Origin of the sequence: Gemmatimonas sp., assembly GCF_036405635.1 — a bacterium.
Classification (GTDB): domain Bacteria; phylum Gemmatimonadota; class Gemmatimonadetes; order Gemmatimonadales; family Gemmatimonadaceae; genus Gemmatimonas.
In genome coordinates this window covers 1-17,678 of record NZ_DASWXE010000091.1, presented here as the reverse complement: position 1 = coordinate 17,678, position 17,678 = coordinate 1, and the positions used below count along the sequence as shown (strand labels likewise).

16 protein-coding genes are annotated in these 17,678 nt (G+C 66.3%); 13 read left to right on the top strand and 3 right to left on the bottom strand.

Annotation, left to right across the window (positions count from 1 at the left end; translation table 11 throughout):
* The 7 genes from VGE27_RS07695 to VGE27_RS07665 all read left to right on the top strand — a co-directional run.
* Positions 1-631 (top strand): aminotransferase class III-fold pyridoxal phosphate-dependent enzyme (locus tag VGE27_RS07695; protein ID WP_331049064.1); only part of this gene is annotated, 631 nt, incomplete at its 5' end.
* Positions 632-636: 5 nt separating this feature from the next.
* Positions 637-2,013, top strand: a complete 1,377-nt coding sequence (locus VGE27_RS07690; RefSeq protein WP_331049063.1) for a SpoIID/LytB domain-containing protein — start codon at positions 637-639, stop codon at positions 2,011-2,013.
* 54 nt (positions 2,014-2,067) lie between these two features.
* A complete protein-coding gene (locus VGE27_RS07685) occupies positions 2,068-3,072 on the top strand; it encodes a Gfo/Idh/MocA family oxidoreductase (RefSeq protein WP_331049062.1) in 1,005 nt (334 codons plus the stop codon).
* Positions 3,072-4,379, top strand: coding sequence for a DUF4105 domain-containing protein (locus VGE27_RS07680; RefSeq protein WP_331049061.1), 1,308 nt, complete (start codon positions 3,072-3,074; stop codon positions 4,377-4,379). The genes VGE27_RS07685 and VGE27_RS07680 overlap by 1 nt, the downstream gene beginning before the upstream one ends.
* A gap of 8 nt (positions 4,380-4,387) precedes the next feature.
* Complete coding sequence (locus VGE27_RS07675) at positions 4,388-6,316, top strand: hydantoinase/oxoprolinase family protein (RefSeq protein ID WP_331049060.1); 1,929 nt, start codon at positions 4,388-4,390, stop codon at positions 6,314-6,316.
* The gene (locus VGE27_RS07670) at positions 6,313-6,981 is read left to right on the top strand and encodes a uracil-DNA glycosylase family protein (RefSeq protein WP_331049059.1); all 669 of its coding nucleotides are present in this window, start codon (positions 6,313-6,315) and stop codon (positions 6,979-6,981) included. The genes VGE27_RS07675 and VGE27_RS07670 overlap by 4 nt, the downstream gene beginning before the upstream one ends.
* Positions 6,981-8,549, top strand: a complete 1,569-nt coding sequence (locus VGE27_RS07665) for a hydantoinase B/oxoprolinase family protein (RefSeq protein WP_331049058.1) — start codon at positions 6,981-6,983, stop codon at positions 8,547-8,549. Before VGE27_RS07670 ends, VGE27_RS07665 begins: the two co-directional genes overlap by 1 nt.
* Positions 8,550-8,564: 15 nt before the next feature.
* Here VGE27_RS07665 and VGE27_RS07660 read toward each other — a convergent pair whose 3' ends face one another.
* Positions 8,565-9,455 (bottom strand): MBL fold metallo-hydrolase, encoded by an 891-nt coding sequence (locus VGE27_RS07660; RefSeq protein WP_331049057.1) that lies wholly within the window; start codon positions 9,453-9,455, stop codon positions 8,565-8,567.
* A gap of 55 nt (positions 9,456-9,510) precedes the next feature.
* Positions 9,511-10,215 carry a Crp/Fnr family transcriptional regulator gene (locus tag VGE27_RS07655; RefSeq protein WP_331049056.1) on the bottom strand — a complete coding sequence of 235 codons (705 nt, stop codon included), beginning with the start codon at positions 10,213-10,215 and terminating at the stop codon, positions 9,511-9,513.
* A 178-nt stretch (positions 10,216-10,393) separates the two neighbouring features.
* Here VGE27_RS07655 and prfA point away from each other — a divergent pair, with 178 nt between their 5' ends.
* The 6 genes from prfA to VGE27_RS07625 all read left to right on the top strand — a co-directional run bounded on the left by prfA (position 10,394) and on the right by VGE27_RS07625 (position 16,872).
* Positions 10,394-11,464 (top strand): peptide chain release factor 1, encoded by a 1,071-nt coding sequence (gene prfA / locus VGE27_RS07650; protein ID WP_331049055.1) that lies wholly within the window; start codon positions 10,394-10,396, stop codon positions 11,462-11,464.
* On the top strand, positions 11,457-12,437 hold the full coding sequence (gene prmC, locus VGE27_RS07645; protein ID WP_331049054.1) for a peptide chain release factor N(5)-glutamine methyltransferase: 981 nt from the start codon (positions 11,457-11,459) through the stop codon (positions 12,435-12,437). The genes prfA and prmC overlap by 8 nt, the downstream gene beginning before the upstream one ends.
* Before the next feature lie 68 nt (positions 12,438-12,505).
* On the top strand, positions 12,506-12,856 hold the full coding sequence (locus VGE27_RS07640; RefSeq protein WP_331049053.1) for a YlbF family regulator: 351 nt from the start codon (positions 12,506-12,508) through the stop codon (positions 12,854-12,856).
* A 10-nt stretch (positions 12,857-12,866) separates the two neighbouring features.
* Positions 12,867-13,604, top strand: coding sequence for a dTMP kinase (tmk, locus tag VGE27_RS07635; RefSeq protein WP_331049052.1), 738 nt, complete (start codon positions 12,867-12,869; stop codon positions 13,602-13,604).
* 53 nt (positions 13,605-13,657) lie between these two features.
* The gene (locus tag VGE27_RS07630) at positions 13,658-15,307 is read left to right on the top strand and encodes a S41 family peptidase (protein ID WP_331049051.1); all 1,650 of its coding nucleotides are present in this window, start codon (positions 13,658-13,660) and stop codon (positions 15,305-15,307) included.
* Positions 15,308-15,369: 62 nt separating this feature from the next.
* Positions 15,370-16,872 carry an endonuclease/exonuclease/phosphatase family protein gene (locus VGE27_RS07625; RefSeq protein ID WP_331049050.1) on the top strand — a complete coding sequence of 501 codons (1,503 nt, stop codon included), beginning with the start codon at positions 15,370-15,372 and terminating at the stop codon, positions 16,870-16,872.
* Positions 16,873-16,948: 76 nt separating this feature from the next.
* On the opposite strand, the gene VGE27_RS07620 is transcribed toward VGE27_RS07625, so the two are convergent.
* Positions 16,949-17,678, bottom strand: a 730-nt coding sequence (locus VGE27_RS07620) for an outer membrane lipoprotein carrier protein LolA (RefSeq protein ID WP_331049049.1), incomplete at its 5' end; no start/stop codon positions are given.

Genomic DNA, 17,678 nt, shown 5'->3' with positions numbered 1-17,678 from the left:
ATTGCGCCGGATCGCTGACGAAACGGGGGCCTTGCTCGTCTTCGATGAAGTCATGACCGGCTTCCGTATCGCCTTCGGGGGCGCCACCGAGTACTTCGGTGTGACGCCCGATCTCACCGCACTGGGGAAAGTGATCGGTGGTGGCTTGCCCGTGGCGGCCTACGGTGGTTCGCACTCGATCATGGAGCACATCGCCCCGACGGGTCCCGTGTATCAGGCCGGCACACTGTCGGGCAATCCGCTCGCCATGGCCGCCGGCATCGCCACACTGGGCAGCCTCACGCGCTCGGTGCACGATGAGATCACGCGGCAGACCGCGGCGCTCGTCGAAGGGCTGCGCAGCATCGCGGCGCGCCACGGCGTGCCACTCAGCGCACGTCATGTGGGTTCGATGTGGGGCTTCTTCTTCCGCGATGGCGACGTGCGCAGCTTCGATGACGCCAAGCAGTCGGATGTGGCGCTCTTCCGCCGATTCTTTCATGCGGCTCGCACACGTGGCGTGAGCCTCGCGCCGTCGGCCTTTGAAGCGGCGTTCATGTCAGCCGCTCATGGCCCCGCCGAAGTGGGCGAAACGCTCTCGCGTCTCGACGATGCACTCGGCGCTGCACTGACCGAGTCGACAGGACACTGAATCGCATGACGGACGCACGCACCCAGAAGCTGGCCAAGTGGCTCGCGCCATCGTTGTTCGGTGGCGTGGTGGTCGCGGCTGTGGCCATGGCGTGTGCGCCCCTGCAGCCGGCCATCGCGCCACCCGCGCAGCCGGCTGGTGCCAAGCCGCCGGCAGCCCAGACCGGGCGCACGCCGGTCGTGCGTGGAGAAGCGTCCGGACGCCTCGTGCCCGACCGCACGGTGCTCATCGCGCTCGATGGGCGAGCAGCCGCTCCGCTGGTCACAGCCACCGGCGCGTGGAGCATCGACGAGCAGGGTGGACGCGTGGCCCTGGTGCGCGGCAGCGGCAGCGAAGGTTGGCGCATCGAACAGCGCGGCGGCCTGCTGCGTGTGGCCGGTGATGGCAGTGATGCCACCCCGTGGCGCGAGGGGCCTTTTGTGGCCCGTCCCGCCAATGGTGAGAGCTATCTCAAGTTCGGCAACCGTCGCTATCGCGGAGAACTGCTGTTCACGGCGACCGACAGCGGGGTGCTCGTCGTCAACCGGTTGCCCGTGGAAGACTACCTGCGCGGGGTGGTGCCCATCGAGATCGGCACGCGGCAGGAAGGCGATCTCGCGGCCATTGAGGCGCAGACCATCGCAGCACGCAGCTACACGTACATGCGTGTCCCGAGCAACGCCGCGCAGCATCCGGCTCGTGGCTGGCACATGACCGGCACCGTGCAGTATCAGGTGTACGCGGGCATGGATGTGGAGCACCCGGTGGTGAACGAAGCGGTCGACGCTACGTCGGGGCTCGTCCTGCGGTATGGCGGACTCATCGTCGACGCCCCGTATTTCTCTTCGTGTGGTGGACGCACGGCGGGCCCGCGTGAGGCCTGGCGTGGGGTCAGCGATGAGCCGTACCTCCAGCCGGTGGACGACATCGATCCGCGCACTGGCCGCGCCTATTGCGACCTCTCGCCGCGCAATCACTGGCATGCGGAGCTCGACGAGGCACGATTGCGTGAAGTGGTGCGACGTGCGCTCCAGACCGCTGGCGCCCGTGACCCGCGTCCCGCCACGATCCAGAAGCTCGAAATTGGCGCACGCACCCCGTCCGGGCGCGCCGAGACGCTGGTGTTGCACACCGAACGTGGAACAGTGACGGTGGCGGCACGCGATATCCGCAATGTTCTCGCCGATGCGCGTGGCGCGATACTGGCCAGCACGTATTTTTCCGTGGACCGCGAATCACGCACACGCGGGCAGCTCACGGCTGTCACGTTGCGTGGTGCTGGCAACGGCCACGGAGTGGGAATGTGTCAGTGGGGAGCCATCGGCCGCGCACGCGCGGGGATCGATGCGCGCTCCATCCTGCGCCACTACTACCCGGGGACGGTCGTCGGTTTCGCGGACTGATCGGCTGCCGACGCTCGGCGGCCGACCAGACGATCGACATCCCTGGAGGCGTGAATGAAGGACGGCGTTCGTATCGCCGTGGTCGGAACGGGCGCTATCGCCCAGCTGACGCACATCCCGGTCCTGTCCAAGCTGCGCGGCGCGTCGCTCGTGGCGCTCTGCGACAATGACGGCGCCAAGGCGCGCGCGCTCGCCGATCGCTTCGGCGTTCCCGACGTGTTCACCGACTTCGAAGAGCTGCTCGACAGCGATGAACTCGACGCCGTGATCATCGCCACGCCCAATCACCTGCACGAGCCGCATGTGCTGAGCGCGTTGCGCCAGAAGCTGCACGTGCTGTGTGAACGTCCGCTGGCCCTCTCGCCGCGCGGTGTGGAACGCTGCATCGCCGCCGCCCAGCGCGCCGATCGGGTGCTGGCTGTCGGCCACAATCATCGCTTCCGCGCCGATGTGCAGGCGCTCGACCAGTTCATCCGCAATGCGGAGCTGGGGCAGGTCACCTCCATTCGCGCGGGGTCGCTGCAGGTGCGGCGCAACGCTGATGGCTGGCGCAATCGCCGTGCCGAGTCGGGTGGCGGTGTGTTTCTCGAGCAGGGCTTCCCGTTGCTCGATCTCGCACTCTGGCTGGCTGACCAACCGGCACCGGTGCGCGTGAGCGCCAACATGCGACGCGGCCGGGGAGCCGGGGCTGTTGAAGATGCGATGCAGGTCTTTCTTGAGTGCGAGAACGGCCTGGTGCTCATCATGGATCTGACATGGGAGCACGTGGGTGACGAGGACCGCTGGTGGTTCGAGGTGCACGCCACGCGTGGTTCGGCGCGTCTTTCGCCGTTGCGGGTCACCAAGGAGTTGAACGGCCGGGCTGTGGACGTATCGCCCTCCGGGGCCGCATCGCGGGAAAGCCCGTTTCTGCAGAGCTATCGCGCCGAAATTGCACACTTCCTGGCCATGATTCGCGGCGAAGTGACGTACGAAGCGCCGGCCGAACAGGTGCAGGTGCAGCGCATCGTCGACGCGATCTACAAGGCCGCCGACGATGGCAAGGAGATCCGCTTCTGATGCGTGTCGGCACAGGTCGCGGGATGTGGCGCGCCACGCTGGCGCTGCTGGCGGGACTCGTGGCCTGCAGCCCCGCCGGTCCGGCGGACAACGTACCCGCCACAGCACCACCGCCGGCGCTTGGTGAGTCGGCGGTGCTCGACAGTGCCCGGGCGTCGCGCGGTGAGTCGCTCGAGGTGGCTGTGTACACGTACGGCCCGGGCAACGCGATCTTCGAACGTTTCGGACACATCGCTCTGGCCGTGCATGATCGTACCACCGGCGAGGATGTGGCGTTCAACTGGGGCATGTTCGACTTCAACCAGCCGAACTTCCTCGCGCGCTTCCTCACCGGCGATACGAAGTACTGGATGGTGGGCTATCGCACCGACCAGTTCAACGCCGCGTATCAGGGCGAGGATCGCACGATCCGCAAGCAGATCATCGCCCTGTCGCCGGCGCAGCGTGGCGCATTGTACGACTTCCTGGCGTGGAATGCCCAGGAGCAGAACAAGTACTATCGCTACGACTACTACCGCGACAATTGTTCGACGCGCGTGCGGGACGCGCTCGATTGGGCCATGAGTGGTGCGCTCAAGCCCGCCCTCTCCACGACCTCGGGGCATCACACGTGGCGTGACGAGACGGCGCGCATCACGGCGAGCGACCTGCCGGTGTACGCCGGCATCGAGATCGCGCTTGGCCGCAACGCCGATGCTCACCTCGATGCATGGGGAGAATCGTTCCTCCCGGAACGTCTCGCTGACCATCTGGCGGCAGCGCAGGTGGCCGGAGCCGCCGTGGTGCAGCAGGACTCCGTGATCTACACGGCGCAACGCGCGCCACTGCCCAACTCGGCGCCCAATCGTTTGTGGGCCGGCGCGGCCTTCGGATTGTTGCTGGCGGCACTGGTCGTGTTGCTCGCCCGCGCGGCAGGCCACGGCGCCACGATGGCTGGCACAACGCTCAGCATCTTTGGAGTGACATGGTATCTGGTGGGCGGCGTGGTGGGTACCGCGCTGCTGCTCGCGGCCACGGTTACCAAGCATGCGCCGTACATGGGCAGCAATCTCTCATTGTTGCTGTTCAATCCGCTGTTGCTGCTCACTGCCGTCCTCTGGCCATGGCGGGCCAGCGTGGGCCGCACCGGTCGTGCGGTACGTGGCTTGTCCGCGGTGTGCGCGGTCTTTGCCTTGATCGCGCTGGTGCTCATGCATCTGCCGGGCTTCTCGCAGGGTAGCATGCTGGTGGTGTTCGCCGTGTTGCCCGTACACGTCGCGCTGGCGTGGGCCGCGCAGCGTCTCACGGCACCGGCCACACGCACCTGAGACACGAAGTGGGGGCACACACCGGAGAGCGATTGGCCAGCGCGGTGGCGGTGGGGATCGATGTGGGCGGCACGTTCACCGATCTTGCCGCTCTGCACGACGATGGCACCGTCATCACCAGCAAGGTGCTGAGTGTGCCCGGTGATCGCGCACAGGGCGTGCTCGATGCGCTCGCTGCTGCGGGCATTCCCGCGCCCCAGGTGTCGTCCATCGCACACGGCACCACGGTGGTCACGAATCTCCTGCTCGAGCGACGTGGCGCACGGGTGGCGGCCTGCACTACCCGCGGATTCACCGACCTGCTCGAACTGCGGCGGCAGGAACGCGCAGCGTTGTACGATCTCTCCCGTCACCATCCAACACCATTGGTCGCCCGCGATCAGGTGTTCCCGGTGACCGAGCGCATGGCGCCCGAAGGGATCGTCGAGCCGCTGTCTGAACAGACTGTGCGCGAGGTGGTGGCATCCGTACTCGAAGCCACGCCGGACACCATCGCGATCACGCTGCTGCACGCCTATGCGCATCCTGCGCACGAGCAGCAGTTGGCGTCAGCCCTTCGCGAAGAGATCACACGACGCGGTATATCCGTGGATGTGATCACCAGCCACGACGTGCTGCCGGAAATCCGCGAGTACGAACGCATGGCCACCACTGTCGCCGAAGCGTACGCGCGTCCTGCGGTGCGGCGATATCTCGAAGGGTTGAGCGGGCGACTGACCGCGCAGGGCTATCCATCGCCGCGGGTGATGACTTCATCGGGCGGAACCCTGTCGGCGGAAGTAGCGGCCGAATATGCGGCCGCATTGGCCCTGTCCGGACCGGCGGGTGGTGTCACCGGTGCGGCAGCAGTGGCCCGCGCACTGGGCGTACCGCGCGCGCTCACGATCGACATTGGTGGCACCAGCGCCGATGTCGGTCTGATCGACGATGGCGAACCGCTGGTGGAGCGTGGCGGCGATGTGGCCGGTGTGCCCATCGCCTTGCCGCGTGTATTGGTGGAAGCCGTGGCGGCCGGTGGTGGCAGCATCGCGTGGCTGGATGATGGTGGCGCGTTGCGTGCAGGCCCGGGCAGCGCGGGCGCCGTACCGGGACCTGCGGCGTACGCGCGTGGTGGTGAACAGGCCACCGTTACGGACGCGCACGTGGTGCTGGGCACCATCGCGGCCGGCGAGTGGAGCGGTGGGGTGCGCATCGATGAACACGCGGCCCGCGCCGCCATTGCGCGCATCGCCGAACCGCTTGGCGTGACGGTCGAGCGAGCGGCTTCCGCCATCATCGCCACCGCCGACGCCACGATGGCGCGAGCCCTGCGCCGCGTGTCGGTGGAGCGTGGTGTCGATCCGCGTGGCATTCCGCTCATTGCCTTTGGTGGTGGCGGCCCACTGCACGCGTGTGGTCTCGCCGAGCGCTTGGGCATGCGACAGGTCATCGTGCCGCCGTACGCTGGTGTGCTCAGTGCTGTGGGGCTCGCGCTGGCACCGGAGCGTCGCGAAAGCCTGACCAGCTGCATGCAAGCGCTCAACGAATGGTCCGACGAGGCCATGCACACGCTGCTGCGTGAGGCGGCGCGCGCGCTCGCAGCGGGCGACACGGCGCTCGAGGCCCGTTGGTCATTGCGCGCGCGATACGTGGGCCAGGGCTATGAACTGGATGTCCCCGTGACAGAGCTGGACAGTGTATCGCAGGTAGCCGAGCGATTCGTTGCACGTCATGCGCAGCGCACCGGCTTCACGCTCGACCGACCCGTGGAGTGCATCAGTGCGCGCACCACCTTGAGCGGGACGCCACGTGCCATCCGTTGGCAGCGTGCGGAGTCACAGAAGACCGTACATGGTGCAGCCGTCGTGCCATTGCCCGATGCCACGTTGCTGGTGCCTGTCGGATGGACGGCACGGCCACTCGACATCGGGGGATGGATGCTGGAGACCGATTCATGACAGCGCGTACACCTGCCACCGAAGCGCGAATTCGCGGCATCGCGGTGCCCATGCTGGTCCCTGCTGAGGGTCCGGTGCACGTGTTGCTCATCGGCGAAGCGCCAGGGCCACGTGGCGCCGACAAGAGTGGGTATCCGTTCTTCGGAGACGGCGCTGGTCAGCACCTCTATGGCGCCTTGGGCGGCATTGGTGCGATGACATTGCCCGCCGCGGTGCACACCATGCCCTGGGACGGTGCCCGCTTTGCCGCGGCGGGTTTGCACCCCGTGGCACATGGTGTGGCGCTGGGCAATGCACTCGATCGTTGCCCCACCGACAACGGTGTGAAGTTCCGGGCTCCCACGCGCGCAGAACTCGAGAGCGATGCCAACTTCGCCCGGTTGCACTCCGACATTGCACAACTGCTCACGCGCGATCTGCGTGGCATCGTCACGCTTGGCAAGGTTGCCGCGCGCACGGTGGAGGCATTCCTGTCCCGCTATCCCTCGCTGGGCGCCACACTGACCACGCGCGCGGTGCCGCATCCGTCGGCGCAGGGGTTGTTGTCCATGGCCCCCAATCGCGGTAAGGGCGCCCGGCTTGCCGACTTGCAGGAAGCGTGGATGCAGCGATGCGCGGCGGCCGTACTCGAAGCGGGCTACTCGACGCGAGAGGGAGACCGTTGATGTCCGATACATTCGACGCCCTCGAGCTCACCGTGTTCTCGCAGGGTGTGGCGATGCTCGCCGAGGAGATGGGCTCGCTGCTGGAACGCAGCAGCATCTCGCCGAACATTCGTGAGCGTCGTGATGCCTCATGTGCGCTGTTTGACGCCCAGGGGCGCATGGTCGCGCAAGCGGCGCACATTCCAGTGCACCTGGGCGCGATGCCCGAGGCCGTGGCCGCGGTGCGTGCTGCCGGTGCATGCGCGGGCGACGTGTTTCTGCTCAACGACCCGGCGCATGGCGGCTCGCACCTGCCAGACCTCACGATGGTCGAAGTGATTGCCGACCCCGGTGCATCGGCGGGTGCACCACGCATCATCGGGTATGCGGCCGTGCGCGCGCATCATGCCGATGTGGGCGGTATGAGTCCTGGCAGCATGCCATTCGGTGCCACTGAGTTGTTCCAGGAAGGGCTCATTGTGCCCCCTGTTCGCATCGAAGTGGCGGGTGCACCACAGGCCGATGTGCTGCGGCTCGTGCTCGCCAACGTGCGCACACCCGCCGAGCGCGAGGGCGACCTGCGTGCACAGCGTGCGGCTTGCGCCGCCGGCGCACGGGGATGGCAGGCGTTGCAGGCCCGACTTGGTGCGGCCGCGCTGGAGTCCGCGGTGAATGCGCTGCTCGATTACACCGAGCGACGCATTCGCGCGCGACTGTCCATGCTCGAGGGCGCGTCAGGCGCCGCACAGGATGTGCTGGAGAGCGATGGGGTGGACGATGCACCAATCCCCATCGTGGTGGCGGCACGTGTGGAGAACGCCACGTTGCATCTCGACCTCACGGGCACGTCTGGCGCGGTGCGTGGCAACGTGAATGCACCGCCGGCCGTGGCACGCGCCGCCGCGGTGTTCGTATTGCGTGTGCTGTGCGACGATGACGTGCCCGTCAACGATGGCGTGGCTCGTGCGGTCTCGCTCGTCATCCCTGATGACTGTGTCGCGAACGCCAAACGCCCGAGTGCGGTGGCGGCGGGCAATGTGGAGTTGTCGCAACGCCTCACGGATGTGTGCTTTGCTGCACTGGCCCACGCGGCGGCATCGGTGCACGCGGCGGACGTGATCATTCCGGCGGCGGGGCAGGGCACCATGAACAATGTCACCCTCGGCGCGCCCGGTTGGACGTTCTACGAAACGCTGGGCGGCGGGCAGGGCGCGAGTCGTCGAGGCGACGGTCCTGATGCGGTGCATGTGGGCATGAGCAACACGCGTAACACGCCCATCGAAGCATTGGAGCGCGCGTACCCGCTGCGTGTGGTGGAGTACGCCGTGCGCCGCGGCAGCGGGGGCACGGGCGTGCATCGTGGCGGTGATGGCGTGGTGCGGCGCTACCAGGCCATGGAGGCGTGCACGGCCACCCTCCTCACTGAACGACGCGCGGTGGCACCGCCGGGCAGCGAGGGCGGCAAACCGGGCGCGATGGGGCGCAACCTGCTCAACGCTGATGTGTTGCCTGCCAAGACTCGGGTGGCGATGCGGGCCGGTGATGTGCTCACCATCGAGACGCCGGGCGGCGGCGGCTGGGGCGCCTGACGTGATCGCTGCCGGTTACACCGACAGCGACAAGCCTTCCCACGCGGCCAGTACCCGCACGCTGCTGCCCGCTTCCGTACCCTGCACACGGGCCGACTCCACGATGCGCTCGATCGCGTCATCGTCACGATCGGGATGATGATGAAACAGGGCCAATGTGCCAACGCCGCACTCCACGGCGAGTCGCACCGCTTCAGTGGTCGTGGAATGCCCCCACCCGACGTGCGACGGTAATTCGTCGTCGGTGTAGGTGGCATCGTGCACCAGTAGTGGCACGCCGTGCAGGAATTCCCGCAACGCGGCGAGCCATTCGACATGCGTCGTGGTTTGGTCCGCGTAGGCCAGCTCGTTGTCGGGCGCGTAGGCCATGACCGGACCACTTGCATCATCGACGCGAATGATCGCCGCTTCGCCCGGGTGATGAGCCCCGAACCGATGCACGAGAAACTCGCCCACGGGCACGGCCTTGCCTTCCGGCCAGTCGTGAGCAAGCAATTGGCCCACCAACCCATCCACCGCAGGAAAGAGCGGTGGGCTCACCAGCGTCGCCAGAAAGCTGGGCAGGCTGTCCTCGGCACAATCGCCACACCACACATGCATGCTGCGTGTGCGGGCGTGCAACGGCGCAAAATGCGGCAAGCCGATCACATGATCAGCGTGTCGATGGGTCAGGAACAGATGAATGGCTTCGTCACTGAGCGGAGACCGCTGCATGTGCTGACCAAGCGCCCGGATGCCGGTGCCGGCGTCGAGCACGAGGGCAGGTCCGCCGGAGCCGCGCACTTCGACGCAGGGCGTATTGCCGCCGTAGCGAACGGTGCGTGGTCCCGGCGACGCGCACGTGCCACGGGTTCCCCAGAAGCGAACCCGCGCACGTGGTGCCGGTGGTGTGGGATTTTCTGACATTGGAAAGCGACGTATTGCCGGGGGCGGCGACGCTTGAGCGTTCGGAGCCTCGCGATCAGGCCCGAGGACGGGCCCGGCTTTCCAATGCCCCACGATTGATGATCGTCACCACGCGCCGCTGCACCATGATCATGCCCTGATCCTGGAACTCCGACATGGCGCGGGAAACGGTTTCGCGGCTGGCACCGATCATCTGCGCGATGGTCTGGTGCGTGAGCTGCTTGACCAGCGAAGCCGGTTCACCCGGCGTGGCGTGCTCCAGCAGCACCTTGGCCACGCGGCCCGGCACGTCCAGCAACACCAGGCTGCCGATCGTACCGTCAGCCTGACGCAGGCGGCGCGACAGCTCCACCATGAGCTCCCAGGCCACCTTGGGGTTCTGCTCCACCTGACGGCGGAATTCCGGACGGCGCAGCACGAGCAGGCTGGAGGCGTGGGTGGCCACCACGTGCGCGGAGCGCGGGCGGCCGTCGATCAGGGCGAGTTCGCCAAAATGATCACCAACGCTCAACACCTGCAGAATCACCTCGCGACCGTCGTCACCGACGAGGACTACCTTCACCTCGCCCGAGCGGACTACGTAGAGAGCGTCGCCCGCATCGCCTTCCGAGACGATCAGGGCGCCCTTCGCAAATCGCTGCTCGCGGGTAACTTCGGCGAAACCGCGCACGGCGGATCGCTCCAGTTCCCGAAAGAGCGGGACAGTGGAAAGAAAATCGGTGATGCGCTCGAGCGAGACGCTCATCGTGGGCGGCGTCATACGGAGTGGGGGAGAGCCAAAGGTCACCATATGTAATCACCTCGTGTCGTGTATCTTTCCGTGATACCCACAGTCTGCAGACGGGTCCGCGACAGGGGCGCGTCGGTTGCGACCGATTGTACCCTAACCGAAGGGGTCGTCGGTTCGCCGTGACCGATATCACGAATTTCATCCCAGTATGCTGAGTCACCTTCGCGACCGAATGGCCGAGGCGCTGCAACGCGCCATCGAAGTGGAGCAGCTCCTCGCCGATCCCGAAACGACGAAGGATGCGCCCCGTCTGGCCGAGCTCGGTCGTGAGCACCATCGCCTGGCCCAGGTTGTCGCCCGGGCCACACGCCTGCAAAAGGCCGAACAGGAGATCGCCGAGGCCCGGGAGTTGGCCAACGGTGACGATCCGGATTTCGCCGCCGAGGCCCGCACCGAAATCACGCGGCTGGAAGAGGAGTCGGGGGTTCTGGAGAAGGAGCTGCTGCCGCTGCTCATACCCCGGGATCCGCTCGATGAGCGTCCGGCCATCGTGGAAATCCGGGCCGGTACGGGTGGTGACGAAGCGGGCCTGTTCGCCGGCGACCTGCTGCGCATGTACACGCGGTTTCTCGAGCGGCGTGGCTGGCGCATCGAGCCGATCTCCTATTCTGAGGGGACGTTGGGCGGCGTGAAGGAGTCGGTGTTCAAGGTGTCCGGCGACGGCGTCTTTGGTGTTTTGCGGTGGGAATCCGGTGTGCATCGGGTACAACGTGTGCCAGCCACGGAATCTCAGGGCCGTATCCACACCTCGGCCGCCACGGTGGCCGTGCTGCCCGAAGCCGAAGAGGTGGACATGCGCATCGAGGACAAGGACCTCCGCATCGACGTATTCCGGTCGTCGGGCCCCGGCGGTCAGAGCGTGAATACCACCGACTCGGCCGTGCGTATCACGCACATTCCCACCGGCATCGTGGTGTCGCAGCAGGACCAGAAGTCGCAGCTGCAGAACAAGGCCAAGGCCATGGACGTGCTGCGCGCACGACTGCTCGACCTGCGTCTCTCCGAGCAGGAAGCCGAGCGTTCACGCATGCGGAAGTCGCAGGTGTCGACGGGCGACCGGTCGGCGAAGATTCGCACGTACAACTTCCCGCAGGGGCGCGTGACCGACCATCGCGTGGGTCTCACGCTGTATGACATCGACAGCGTGATGAACGGCGATATCGCACCGTTCCTCGATGCGCTGGCGCTTGCCAACGCGGAAGAGAAGCTGAGTGCCTGAGTTGGCCGACGCAGCGCCACAGGAAGGCGTGGGAGCGTCAGGCCCCGTCCCGTTGCGTGACCTGCTGACCGGTGTTGCCAAGGCCTTGTCGACCGCACCGCGCGATCGGTACGGCGACGACAACGTCGACCCGGCGCTCGAGGCGCGGTGGCTCGTGTCGGCGGTCCTCGACCTCTCACCCCTTGCCCTGGCGCAGCGCGTGACCACAGGAGCCGTGGTGGATGAGGCGACACTCGATCGCATTCGGCGTGCTCTGCACCGTCGCATGACGGGTGAGCCGCTGGCCTACGCGGTCGGGTCGGCGGCGTTTCGCGAGCTGGTGCTGCAGGTGGATCGGCGTGTGCTGATCCCGCGTCCGGAGACGGAGATCGTGGTGGGGGAGGCGTTGCGGCTCTCTGCCGAGCGGCCCGGCGGCATCGCTGTGGATATCGGTACGGGATCGGGCGCCATCGCGCTCAGCCTCGCACATGAAGGGGCATTCGATCATGTGATTGCCACCGATATCTCCGAAGACGCCCTCGACGTGGCACGCGGGAACGACTCGCGTCTGCGTGCTGCCGATACCACCTGGAAGGCCTCGCCGGTGGAGTTCCGCGTGGGTGCCGATCTGGCCCCCGTCCGTGACGTACGCGCCCGTGTCATTGTCTCCAACCCGCCGTACATTGCGTACGACGAAGCGGGCGCACTGCCCGCCAGCGTGCGGGACTGGGAACCATCCGTCGCACTGTTTGCCGCAGAGCGGGGTATGGCCCGGTACGTGGCGCTCCTCTCGGGAGCGCACGCCGTGCTCGAGCCCGACGGTTGGATCGTGTTGGAACTGGATGCCCGGCGCGCGCACGAAACTGCAGCGTTGGCCCGGCAGTACGGTTTCGCGGATGTACGGGTCATGCAGGATCTCACCGGCCGTGAACGCGTGCTGGTGGCACGCAGGACGGCAGGTCACGACGGCACAACGGCATCGCAGCGTCATTGAGACGTTGCGCAGTCTCTCAATCTCTCCCACCTCAGTGTACTGCTGCTCACGGCCAGGAGGCCGCATACATGCTGGAAGACAAGGCGAAGGAACTCGGCCGCATGATCGGCCAGAGTGATGAATACAAGGCCGTGAAGCGGTCCAGCGAAGCGCTGAATGCGGATCGCGATGCCACGACCCTGCTGCGCCAGATGGAGCAGATCCGTCAGGATGCGCAGGCGATGGCCGAACGCGGCGAGGAGCCCACGCCGGAGATGGAGCAGCAGCTCGAAGGTCTGTTCTCCCAGGTGCAGGGCAACAGCAACTACCAGCGCGCAATCTCGGCGCAGGACAACTTCGACAAGCTCATGCTGCGCGTGAACCAGTTGATCGCCGAAGGCATTCGTGTGGGTGCCACCAGCCAGATCATCCTCGGCTGATTCGTTCCGCATGCGCGCTGTGGATGCCGAGGAATCACTGAACGGGTCGGGCGGTGCCGTGGAAACGGTGTCCGGCCTGTTCGTGGTGCTCGAAGGTGGCGAAGGGGTGGGCAAGACCACGCAATGGCAACGACTGTCCTCCACCCTGAGGGCGGTCGGGCATGAAGTGGTCGCCGTGCGCGAGCCTGGTGGCACGCAGGCCGGCGACGCCATTCGTGCGCTGCTGCTCGATCCGACCTCGTCGCTGGCTCCTGGTGCCGAGGCGCTGCTGTTTGCGGCGTCGCGCGCGCAGCTCGTCGCGGATGTGATCGAACCGGCGCTCGCGCGTGGCGCAGTGGTATTGGTCGATCGGTTTTTGCTGTCCACATACGCCTATCAGGGCGCAGGTCGTGGGCTGCCGCTCGATGTGCTGTCGGGTGTGAACCGATTGGCGACGGGCGGTCGTGCGCCCGACCTGACGTTGTTGTTGAATGTGCCGCTCGATGTGGCCATGGCGCGCATGCAGGCGCGCGGTGCGGCCGATCGCATGGAGCAGGAGGAGGCCGCGTTTCACGAGCGGGTGCGGGCCGCCTTCGACACGGCACTCACTCCTGCGTGGCAGCAGGCACACCCTGAAGTCGGTCCGGTGATTGCCGTGATGGCTCAGGGCGATGTCGACGCTGTCACGGTGCGATGCCTCGAAGCGTTGGTCCAGCGCTGGCCCGCGCGATTCACAGCGGCGGCGACGTCGCTGCTGCATTCGCGGTGAGGCCGCCGCCCATGACGCAAGCATTGCTCGTTCGATCGCGCTCTCACTGACGCATGCCGGAAATCCTCCCCGATACACCACGCACGCCAGCCCGTCGCGTCCGCGCCATCGCCGCGGCCATCTTTTTTGTGGCCCTGCTGTCCGTGGGCGGGTGGTGGGCGGGCCGTGAACTCACCGCCGGTGAACAACCGACGCGAGCGCCGCTCGGTGGAGCACGTCTGTTCGATCAGGTCGTGTCCACGATCGCCCAACGCTATGTCGACTCGCTCGATGCGAGCGAGGTGTACGACAAGGCGGTGGCGGGCATGCTGCGCGAACTCGGTGACCCGTACACCACATACCTCGCCGAAGACCGCCTGCGTCGGTTGAACGAGCAGATCAGCGGCACCTATGCCGGCATCGGTCTGCAGATCGACATTCGCGAGAGCTGGCCAGTGGTGCTCGAGCCGATCAATGGCGGTCCCTCGGAACGGGCCGGTATTCTCACGGGCGACCGCATCGTCCAGATCGGCAAGGAATCCACGCGCGGCTGGACGCGTGACGAAGTCTCCCGTGTGGTGCGCGGCGCGCAGGGCACGGCGGTGAATTTTATCATCGAGCGCGGTGACCAGCGCATCCCGTTCTCCATTGTGCGCGACAAGGTGCATCTGCGCGCTGTGCAGCGCGTGGCCTTGTTGCCCAATGGTGTCGGCTACGTCGACGTGAACGTGTTCAGCGCGCAGACGGCCGATGAACTGCGGCTGGCTGTCGACTCGGTGGTGCGCATGGGCGCGCGCGCGTTGGTCATGGACCTGCGCGGCAACCCGGGCGGATTGCTGGAGCAGGGCGTCGCGGTGGCCGAGCTGTTCCTCGACCGCGGGCAGAGCATCGTGCAGTTGCGCGGCCGACCAGGCACAGCCAGCCAGACGTACACCGATTCGGTACCGCAGCGTTGGCCCACCTTGCCGCTCGCCGTGCTGCTCGACCGGTCGAGTGCGAGTGCCTCCGAAATCGTGGCCGGTGCGCTGCAGGATCATGACCGCGCCATCGTGCTCGGCATGACGAGCTTCGGCAAGGGCAGTGCGCAAAACGTGTATCCCCTTTCGTCGGGCGGTGCGCTGCGTCTCACGATTGCGCGCTGGTACACGCCATTGGGCCGTGGCATCAATCGTGCACCGTCGGTGGACGCGGATGGCGAACCGGAACTCGATACCGGGCTCGTCACGCTCCCCGATACCGTGAAGCCACGCTATCGCACCGATGCCGGTCGCACGGTGTTCGGTGGCGGCGGTATCACGCCGGACATCGTCGTGGGGGACACGCTGCTTCCCGTGCCGGTGCAGGCGCTGGCTCGTGCCATGGGGAAGAACCTGGGAGCGTATCGTGATGCACTGGCCCGCGAGGCGCAGGCGCAGCGGCGCAGCATGCAGTCACCGGGCGACCCCGTCACAATGGAGATGCTCAATGCCGTGTATCGCGAACTGGAGCGTCGCAATGTGGCGCCGCCGCGCGCGATCTTCGATGCGGCCACTCCGTGGGTATCGCGCTCACTGGGTTACGAGATGACGCGGGTCGCGTTTGGCAGCGACGCCGAGTTCCTGCGTCGCACGCAGGACGACGCCACACTGCAGCGCGCGTCGTCGGTGCTGCAGTCGTCCCGCACGCCGCGGGATGTGTTTGGCAACATCGAAAAGCCCACCGTCACGGTGCCGCTGCGGCCATGACGCGCCGGTGGTTGTCGATGGGAGCGCGGCTGATGGTGTGTCTCGCGCTTCTAAGTTGTGCGGTGCGCTCCCATCTTCCGCGCACCTTCTTCGACGGTCCCGATGTCATCGAGCCCATCGCGCTCGACGGCGATTTCTCCGATTGGTACGGTGTCGCGCCCATTCTGCAGCAGCAGGGTGCATCACCGCTTGTCGCGGTCGCTGCCGCTGACAGTCCGCACTACTTGTATCTCTCGCTGACTTTTCGGGACAGCGTGAATCTGCAGGCGATGCCGGGCACGTTGCACCTGCTGTTCAGCACGGGCCTTGCCAGTGCGTCCGATCACTCTGTGTATGGCGTGAAGCAAGTCGATTTCGCCGTGGACTTCTCACGTCTGGATAAAGCGCAGGCCGGCGCGCGTGGTGCCGGTATGGCGATTCGCCCGGCCACGGTGACGGGACTCGGCGAGTTCCGCTCCCCGTACGAGCTCGATCTCGTCGCGATGCCAACGTGGGAAGCGAGGCAGTTTGAACTGCGTATCGCGCGGCCGCGGCGGGGGAGCCTCGGGCACACGGAGACTCTCGTACGTGTGACGCCCGTGTTCGTGACCCCAGATTCGGTAGTGCACGTCTCACCGACGGCCCCGTATCGCCTGCGCACGGTGACAGCCAGTGCACCACGCCCCCGCATCGACACCATCTTCGCACCACCACCTGGTGCCTTGCGTGTGGCGCAGTGGAACGTGTCGGAAGGGTCGTTCCGCAAGCCGGAGATGCATGCCCGTCTGCTGGCAGCGGTCACGCCCGATGTGGTGCTGCTCGACGAAGTGTACGAACAGGTGACGGCCGATTCGCTACGTCGGTTCTTCGACCTACCAGCGCTGCGCGCGCTCGGCCCATGGCAGTTCGTGATTGGCGGCAGCGGTGGAAGGCAGCGCGCTGTAGTTGCCGCGCGGCGTCGCACGGTGCGTGCGGTACCCAACATGGTGTCCATGCGTTATGCGGCGGGCGCACTCGACAGTCTGCGTCTCATCACGCCGGAAGCGGGGCATCGTCTCATCGACATCGAGCAGGCCGCGCAGATCTCGAGCGTGGGTGCGTGGGTGGACGTAGACGGCCGGGACGTGATGTTCGTGCCACTCGACCTGCAGAGCGGTGGATTCGCCGGCAACGTACAGGACAATCTGCGGGTGCTGCAGGCGGAGGCGATTCGCAGCTACATCCGGGCCGAACAAACTCAACGTGGTGACTTCCCACTGGTGATTGCCGGCGACTTCAATGCGGTGGGGAGCCCTCGTTCCGTGCATACCCTGCTGTCCGGACTCTCCGACTTTCCGGGTGTGCGAGTCAGTCAGGCACAGCGGCTTGCCGAGCAATCGGCGGTCACCTGGGAGAGCGCCGCGGCCGCGCAATTCTCACCCGGTCAACTCGATCTCACACTGTATCGGGGCTTCAACCAGCGCGGCGGATTTGTCTTCACCACCGAAGACCTGAGTGATCGCCTGCTCAAGAAGCTGCGTATGACGCGCGAGACGTTTGCGCAGGTGAGCGATCACCTCATCGTGGTGACGGACCTGGTCCGATAGGCAGGCGCAAAACACAAAAGGCCCGCTCAGCAAGAGCGGGCCTTTTGTGTTTCAGGCGATGTGCGTCAGATGAACATCAAAGCTTCGACGCGACCTTCACACCCTTCGGGACATTGAAGCGGAACGCGTCCGCAGGCATCGTCGCTTCCGGTGACCAGGTGGTGAGCGTGATCGTGCGATCCACGCCCTGACCATCGATCACCTGCACACGCAGAGGCCTTGGGTCCTTCTCATCCAGCCACAGCACGGCCTTCTGGAATGGCACCGAACCGGCCGTCTTGGGAATCAACTGCACCCGACGCGCAGCACGCCCGTCTACCGGCGATGACTCGCCCCCGGTGATGGTGAACGCCTTCTTGGGAGTGTCCAGCAACTGGCCAAGCAGGTCCGCTACGAACGCGCCATCGGCATCGGCGGGCAGCTTCAGTACCTGACCCGGTGCGCTGCTGGGCAGATACACCCACAGGAACTTGCCATCGCCGACGATGCGATCACCCGCCGGCTGCGAGAACGTGATGGACAGCTTGCCCGGGCGTTCCTGCAGGAACACGCCCTTGGACGTCACTGTGCGCGCGAGCAATGGGTTGCTGATCTTCTGCTCGAAATCCGCGCGCAGCGTATGTGTGCCTGCCCAGGCCTTGGCCACACGTTCGTACGACGCATCGGCCGGTGCCTGCGCGCCAAGCGTCGCGGCACCAATGAGCGCTGCCACGCCTGTCGCGGTGACGGCCGTCACGACAGAGTGTATTGAGGTCTTCGTCATGTTGGTCATGACAAAAAATACCCCGTCTGCTGGTGCCGGGTTC

What these genes read in the sequence shown, in the direction of transcription:
- VGE27_RS07690 (WP_331049063.1), top strand. Translation starts at nt 637, where the DNA reads ATGACGGACGCACGCACCCAGAAGCTGGCCAAGTGGCTCGCGCCATCG.
- VGE27_RS07685 (WP_331049062.1), top strand. Translation starts at nt 2,068, where the DNA reads ATGAAGGACGGCGTTCGTATCGCCGTGGTCGGAACGGGCGCTATCGCC.
- VGE27_RS07680 (WP_331049061.1), top strand. Translation starts at nt 3,072, where the DNA reads ATGCGTGTCGGCACAGGTCGCGGGATGTGGCGCGCCACGCTGGCGCTG.
- VGE27_RS07670 (WP_331049059.1), top strand. Translation starts at nt 6,313, where the DNA reads ATGACAGCGCGTACACCTGCCACCGAAGCGCGAATTCGCGGCATCGCG.
- VGE27_RS07665 (WP_331049058.1), top strand. Translation starts at nt 6,981, where the DNA reads ATGTCCGATACATTCGACGCCCTCGAGCTCACCGTGTTCTCGCAGGGT.
- VGE27_RS07660 (WP_331049057.1), bottom strand. Translation starts at nt 9,455, where the DNA reads ATGTCAGAAAATCCCACACCACCGGCACCACGTGCGCGGGTTCGCTTC.
- VGE27_RS07655 (WP_331049056.1), bottom strand. Translation starts at nt 10,215, where the DNA reads ATGACGCCGCCCACGATGAGCGTCTCGCTCGAGCGCATCACCGATTTT.
- prfA (WP_331049055.1), top strand. Translation starts at nt 10,394, where the DNA reads ATGCTGAGTCACCTTCGCGACCGAATGGCCGAGGCGCTGCAACGCGCC.
- VGE27_RS07640 (WP_331049053.1), top strand. Translation starts at nt 12,506, where the DNA reads ATGCTGGAAGACAAGGCGAAGGAACTCGGCCGCATGATCGGCCAGAGT.
- tmk (WP_331049052.1), top strand. Translation starts at nt 12,867, where the DNA reads ATGCGCGCTGTGGATGCCGAGGAATCACTGAACGGGTCGGGCGGTGCC.
- VGE27_RS07630 (WP_331049051.1), top strand. Translation starts at nt 13,658, where the DNA reads ATGCCGGAAATCCTCCCCGATACACCACGCACGCCAGCCCGTCGCGTC.